Genomic DNA, 6,192 nt, shown 5'->3' on the forward strand with positions numbered 1-6,192 from the left:
GAGGTATTCAATTGATGGCGGGCCTGCAGGCGCTTATGCAGAAGTATGACATTATCGGTGATGTGCGCGGTAAGGGTCTTTTGTGCGGCATTGAATTTGTTAAGAACCGTACGACGAAGGAGCCGTTCTCCCTCAACCTCCACGTAACAGAGCGCTTGATTGAAAAGGCGATGCAGAAAGGATTGCTTATTTACAGCGCGTCCGGCGGTATCGACGGACAGGCGGGCGACGCCGTTCTGGTGGCCCCGCCGTTTGTCATCTCAGAAGAAGAAGTGAATGAACTTTTATTTATACTTGATCAGTCCATTGGTGAGATAGAGGTGGAATTGAAGCAGGAAGGGCAGCTCGTTTCCAAAGAAAGCGTATAACGGAGGAGGGATGCAGATGACACAGACAATCTCTAAAGTAGTTTCACTCGATGAAGCGCTGGCCCATATTACGGACGGCATTACGCTTATGTTTGGCGGATTCGGCGGCGTAGGCAATCCGCCGACTCTTATCGACGGCATTTTGCGTAAAGGGGTAACTGATCTGGATTTAATCGGCAACGACTCCGGTTTTCCCGATATCGGAATTGGCCGACTTGTAACGGCAGGCCGCGCCCGCAGCTTAATTACGTCGCACATCGGTTCCAATCCGAATGCCGGTCGACTGATGACGGAGGGCAGCATGAAGGTAACATTCTATCCTCAAGGTACGCTGGCCGAGAAGATTCGCGCAGGCGGTATGGGCCTGGGCGGCATTCTGGTGGATGTGGGACTTGGCACGATTGTGGAAGAAGGGAAACAAAAGATTGAAGTGGACGGAAAAACATACATGGTGGAACCGGCGCTGACTGCGAAAGTTGGCATTGTATATGCGAAAAAAGCGGACGAATACGGAAACCTTGTGTATGACAAGAGTGCGCGCAACTTTAACCCGCTTGTGGCAATGGCAGCAGACATCACAATTGCGGAAGTGGACGAAATCGTACCGTGCGGAGCACTTGATCCGGAATGCATCGTAACACCGGGCGTATATGTGGACTGTATCGTACAGAGCGAAGGGGTGAACTGGAAATGGGCGTGGGAGTAGAGCAGCGTCACTTAATCGCGCGGCGTGCGGCGAAAGAAATCCGGCCGGGTATGCTGGTCAATTTAGGTATCGGTATCCCGACGCTGGTTGCGGATTATATTCCGCATGACTGGGATGTTATGTTCCATGCAGAGAATGGAATACTCGGAACCGGTCCGACCCCTGCAAAAGGCCAGGAAGACGAAAATCTTTGCAATGCAGGCGGATTTCCCGTTACCATCGTGCCCGGTGCTTCCTACTTTGACAGCACTGTCGCATTTGGCATGATCCGTCGCGGCTACCTGGATATCACCATTCTTGGCGCATTGGAAGTGAGCGAAAAGGGTGATTTGGCCAACTGGATTGTACCGGGGAAGCGGGTGCCCGGCATGGGTGGAGCTATCGAGCTGGCGCAGAAAGCCAAAAAAGTCATTGTGTTGATGAATCATACAAACAAAGCGGGAGAGCCGAAAATTTTACGGAAATGTACGCTGCCGCTGACCGCTCCGGAATGTGTAGATATGATTATTACCGAACGGGCGGTGATTGAAGTGGTAGACGGAGAATTATACTTGCGCGAAGTGCTGTATCCGTATACGGTCGAACAGGTGGTAGAAAGCACCGAAGCCCCGCTTAAATTTGCGGAAAGCAGTCAAATTCCGGTCTTTAAATAACCAGGGAGGTGCACAGGCGTAATGAAAGAACAAGTAAAGCAGTGGATGCGGGAGCACCGGCAGGAAGCCATCGATTTTCTCGCGCAGGTCGTGCAGGCGCCGAGCGTGCAGGGCAAAGAAGCAAGCGCGCAGAAATTGGTGGCCGATAAGTTGGCCTTGCTTGGTTTGGATGTAGACATATGGGAGCCATCGGGTGAAGAATTAATTAAACACCCATACTTTTGCTCTCCGCGCACGTCGTTTGAGGGAAGTCCGAACGTAGTGGGAGTCTGGAAGGGCGAAGGCGGCGGAAAGTCGCTTATCTTGAACGGGCACATTGATGTCGTACCGGCAGGCGACCTTGATCAATGGAATGATGATCCTTTCAGCGGCAAGGTTGAAGATGGCAAAATGTATGGGCGCGGCGTAACGGATATGAAGGGCGGCAATATTGCGATGCTGTTTGCTATCAAGTGCCTGAAAGAGTTAGGTGTCCGTCTTAAGGGCGATATCATCTTCCAAAGCGTAGTGGAGGAAGAAAGTGGGGGATCGGGGACATTATCTACGGTATTGCGCGGCTACAAAGCTGATGCAGCCCTCATTCCAGAGCCGACCCAGATGAAAATCTTCCCGAAACAACAGGGGTCCATGTGGTTCAAGATTAAAGTAAAAGGGCGCTCCGCGCATGGCGGCACGCGTTATGAAGGCGTAAGTGCGATTGAGAAGGCGATGATTGTCGTGGATGCGATCCGCAAGCTGGAGAAGGAAAGGAACGAACGGATTACCGACCCGCTGTACAAAAATATCCCGATTCCTATTCCGATAAACGTGGGAACGATTCAAGGTGGAGAGTGGCCGTCTTCCGTTCCTGATTTGGTAGAGCTGCAGGGACGGATGGGTGTAGCGCCGGATGAGGAAATGAAAGATGCGAAACAGGCAATGGCTGAAGCATTGGCCGCGTTGGATGATGAATGGTTTAAGCAGCATCCGCCGCAATTGGAATGGTTCGGTGCACAGTGGGTACCGGGCATGATTGACAGCGATCACGAGCTGATGAATCACCTTATCCACTCGTACCGTTCAGTGCTTGGCGAAGACCCTGCTATCGAAGCTTCCCCATGGGGAACGGACGGCGGGTTGTTGACCAGGGTAGGGGAGACTCCGTCCATCGTATTCGGACCGGGAGTAACCAGCATGGCCCACTATCCGAACGAATACATCGAGCTTGATCGCGTAATGGAATGCGCGGAGATTATGGCACATACAATTATGCACTGGTGTGGAGTAGCGAACGAGAAGACGCTCACTGCAGAAAGGTAAAAAAGCATGCCTGAAAAGGGCGTGCTTACTTTTTTCCATCTGTGAAAAATCGGACGAATTATGACAGGACGGTGAAACTGCTTGTCCGCTATAAAATAAAAAGTATGTCCATTCTTGCATGAGAAGAATCGAATGTGCGACAATGCTTAGAGAGGTGGTAATATGCAGCAATCCATATCCGTATCATTCGCCTGGTTTGCCGGCTTACTTTCTTTTTTCTCCCCCTGCGTTTTCCCGTTAATACCCGCATACGTTACGCATTTGACCGGAGGGATGGTGCAGGACGATCGGCTTGCAATCCGGCGCAGTACGCTGTTGGTTCGTTCGCTGGCTTTTATTATCGGTTTTTCTATTATTTTTGTTTTATTCGGAGCAACTGCCAGCTATTTGGGACAATTTCTTCGTTCGAATCGAGAGCTATTCGAGCAATTGAGCGGTATTTTGATTGTTATTTTCGGTTTTCAGACAATTGGTTGGCTGAAGCTTCGTTTCCTGGCCCGCGAGAAGCGGTTTGACATGTCCCGTATTCAGGCAGGCAAAGGGTTTTCGTCACTGTTGCTTGGCATGGCGTTCGCGGCCGGGTGGACGCCGTGCGTAGGTCTTGCCCTGTCTTCCATCTTGCTTCTGGCCAGCAATGCTGAAACGGTCAATACCGGTATGTTTTTACTCAGTGTTTATTCTCTCGGTCTTGCGATTCCGTTTTTTATCATTTCGTTTATTATGCTGTATTCCGTTAAAGCAGTCCGCAGCTTGAATCGCTGGATGCCAGTCATTAAGAATGTAAGCGGATGGATTCTTATTGCCATGGGTGTACTAATCTATACGGGACAAATGCAGCGTTTAAGCGCCTGGTTATCTTCGTTTACTTTATTCACAGGCATATAACAGGTATAAGTAAGAAGAGAATTACGAATAAATAATCGCAACAGAGGAGGCGACAGTATGAGTACATACGGTGAAATCTCAGCAAATGAAGTGAATGAGCAGCTCAAACAAGGGAAGAAGCTGAATTTGATTGATGTGCGGGAAGATGAGGAATATGCAGGCGGGCGCATTCCAGGTGCAAAGCACATTCCGTTGGGGCAAATTCCGGCCCGGCTGCATGAACTGGATAAGGAAAAAGAATATATTATGGTATGCCGGAGCGGTAACCGGAGCGGCATGGCATCCGAATGGCTGGCCGAGCGTGGCTACAACGTAAAGAATATGGTCGGCGGCATGTTAGAATGGCCGAGTAGCGTAGAAAAATAAAAAAATAGAGACAATGATAATTGTGAGAAGGTTGATATACCTTCTCTTTTTTTATGGAAAAAGGACGGGCGATAGCGCCAGCGAGTTTTTCTTATGTCTTTTCATCTCCGTCTTAAGACGGAGGAAGAATCATGCTTGGGACGTTCCGCCTTAAAGAATGGATACGTTAACATAGAATCGGACTGGTTATACAGCATTCATATAGTAGGAAAGAGGAAGGAGGAGGAGGCGTGGAATTTTTAACCCGTTTCTCATTAAAGAACTCGGCCGCCGTTATTATTATTATTCTCCTGATTACGATGGGTGGCGTGGTGGCTGCTACCTCTCTGAAAGTGGAGAGTATGCCTGATATCTCGTTCCCGGTTGTCATTGTCCAGACGGACTATCCGAATGCGGCTCCGGAAGATGTGCTTGATGATGTGACCAAACCGCTGGAAAAAGCGGTCAATACCATCGAAGGAATGAAATATCTCGAATCGCATTCAGTTGATAATCACTCTACGCTTGTTGTGATGCTAAACGCGGGAACGGACGTGGAGGAAGCCAGGGATGAGGTTGAAAAGAAAATCTCGGGCGTCAAATTACCTGCCGATGCGGAACGCCCGCAGGTGAACACAGAAGGCTTCGGAACGGCGCCGATTTATTATTTAGCCGTAAGCCCCAAAAACACGGCGATATCCGATGATTCCTTAAATTCTCTGGTAAAGGATACAATCGTGCCTGAGCTCGAGGATATCCAGGGAGTGGAGAAGGTTTTCACTGTCGGCGAGCGCGTGAACAAGGTGCATATATATCCTAATCTATCGGCGCTCAGCAATTATGGATTTTCCGCTTCCCAGTTTAAACAATTAATTCAAGCGAATCATGTTGGTATTCCGGCAGGAAATGTGAAAATACAGGAAGAAGAGCAGGCGGTACGTATTCTTAACAAGTTTACAAACATTGAACAGATTAAGAATACGAAATTATTTCTTTCTTCCGGCATGAACAGCGGACTAGCCTATGTGAAAATCGGCGATGTGGCGGACGTCGCTTTTGAAACGGAAAAGGAACAAATTAGCCGTCTGAACGGCAAACCAGGTATTAGCATCCGCCTGTACAAGACACGCGAAGGAAATGCGGTAGAAACTGGCGACATCATTAACAAAAAGCTGGATGAGCTTCGCCAGCGTTATCCTGACATCGATTTCAAGACGGTATACGACACCTCTGTAGACATTAAAGACTCCATCAAGAGCATGATGAATGAAGGAATGATGGGCGCCATCATGGCATCCCTGATGATTCTTTTGTTCCTGCGCAACATGAAATCCACGCTTATTGTACTCGTATCCATCCCGCTTTCTATCTTGGTCAGCCTTATTTTCATGAGTTGGCTCGGCTTGACACTGAATATGATGACGCTGTTTGGCATGGCCATTGCCGTAGGCAGGGTGGTGGACGACAGTATCGTTGTCATCGAAAATATTTTCCGTCACCTGCAGTTGAATCGTGAACGAAACACTGACGTCATCCGGTTCGCGGCAAAGGAAGTAACAAACGCCATTACATCATCAACCATAACTACCGTAGCTGTATTTGCGCCCATTGCATTCGTAAGCGGCGTTGTTGGCGAAGTATTTCGTCCGTTTGCTGTCACGGTTGTTTGTTCGCTGCTCGCCTCGCTATTGGTAGCGGTGACGGTCGTACCACTGATGACCAAACTTCTTCTGCTGCGCTCAACCAAAGTAAAAGAGCACGAGCCGGGCAAAGTATCCTTTATGTATCAGCGTTTGTTGAAATGGTCTCTTGGCCATAAGCTAATTACAGCCGGCATTGCGTTTGGCCTGCTGATAGGAAGCCTTAGTCTGACGGGATTATTAAATGTTAGTATGTTTGGCGAATCCAACATCGGTGTTATCCAAACCGCTCTTAA

The 6,192-nt window shown here is 49.0% G+C and carries 7 protein-coding genes; all 7 read left to right on the top strand.

Translation table 11 applies throughout. The features are described from left to right. On the top strand, positions 1-368 hold a 368-nt coding region (locus B2899_RS11690; RefSeq protein WP_286885974.1), incomplete at its 5' end, for an aminotransferase class III-fold pyridoxal phosphate-dependent enzyme. A gap of 16 nt (positions 369-384) precedes the next feature. Further along, positions 385-1,074 carry a CoA transferase subunit A gene (locus B2899_RS11695; protein WP_414631772.1) on the top strand — a complete coding sequence of 230 codons (690 nt, stop codon included), beginning with the start codon at positions 385-387 and terminating at the stop codon, positions 1,072-1,074. Further along, the gene (locus B2899_RS11700) at positions 1,059-1,727 is read left to right on the top strand and encodes a 3-oxoacid CoA-transferase subunit B (RefSeq protein ID WP_286885979.1); all 669 of its coding nucleotides are present in this window, start codon (positions 1,059-1,061) and stop codon (positions 1,725-1,727) included. The genes B2899_RS11695 and B2899_RS11700 overlap by 16 nt, the downstream gene beginning before the upstream one ends. 21 nt (positions 1,728-1,748) lie before the next feature. Continuing rightward, positions 1,749-3,026, top strand: a complete 1,278-nt coding sequence (locus B2899_RS11705; protein ID WP_286885980.1) for a peptidase — start codon at positions 1,749-1,751, stop codon at positions 3,024-3,026. A gap of 162 nt (positions 3,027-3,188) precedes the next feature. After that, positions 3,189-3,911: a cytochrome c biogenesis CcdA family protein gene (locus B2899_RS11710; protein WP_174760625.1), complete on the top strand. Its 723-nt coding sequence runs from the start codon at positions 3,189-3,191 to the stop codon at positions 3,909-3,911. A gap of 57 nt (positions 3,912-3,968) precedes the next feature. Further along, a complete protein-coding gene (locus B2899_RS11715) occupies positions 3,969-4,277 on the top strand; it encodes a rhodanese-like domain-containing protein (protein ID WP_286885982.1) in 309 nt (102 codons plus the stop codon). A 230-nt stretch (positions 4,278-4,507) separates the two neighbouring features. Next, positions 4,508-6,192 (top strand): efflux RND transporter permease subunit (locus tag B2899_RS11720; protein ID WP_286885983.1); only part of this gene is annotated, 1,685 nt, incomplete at its 3' end.

The sequence above is a fragment of the Aneurinibacillus sp. UBA3580 genome (assembly GCF_002375825.1).
Classification (GTDB): domain Bacteria; phylum Bacillota; class Bacilli; order Aneurinibacillales; family Aneurinibacillaceae; genus Aneurinibacillus; species Aneurinibacillus danicus.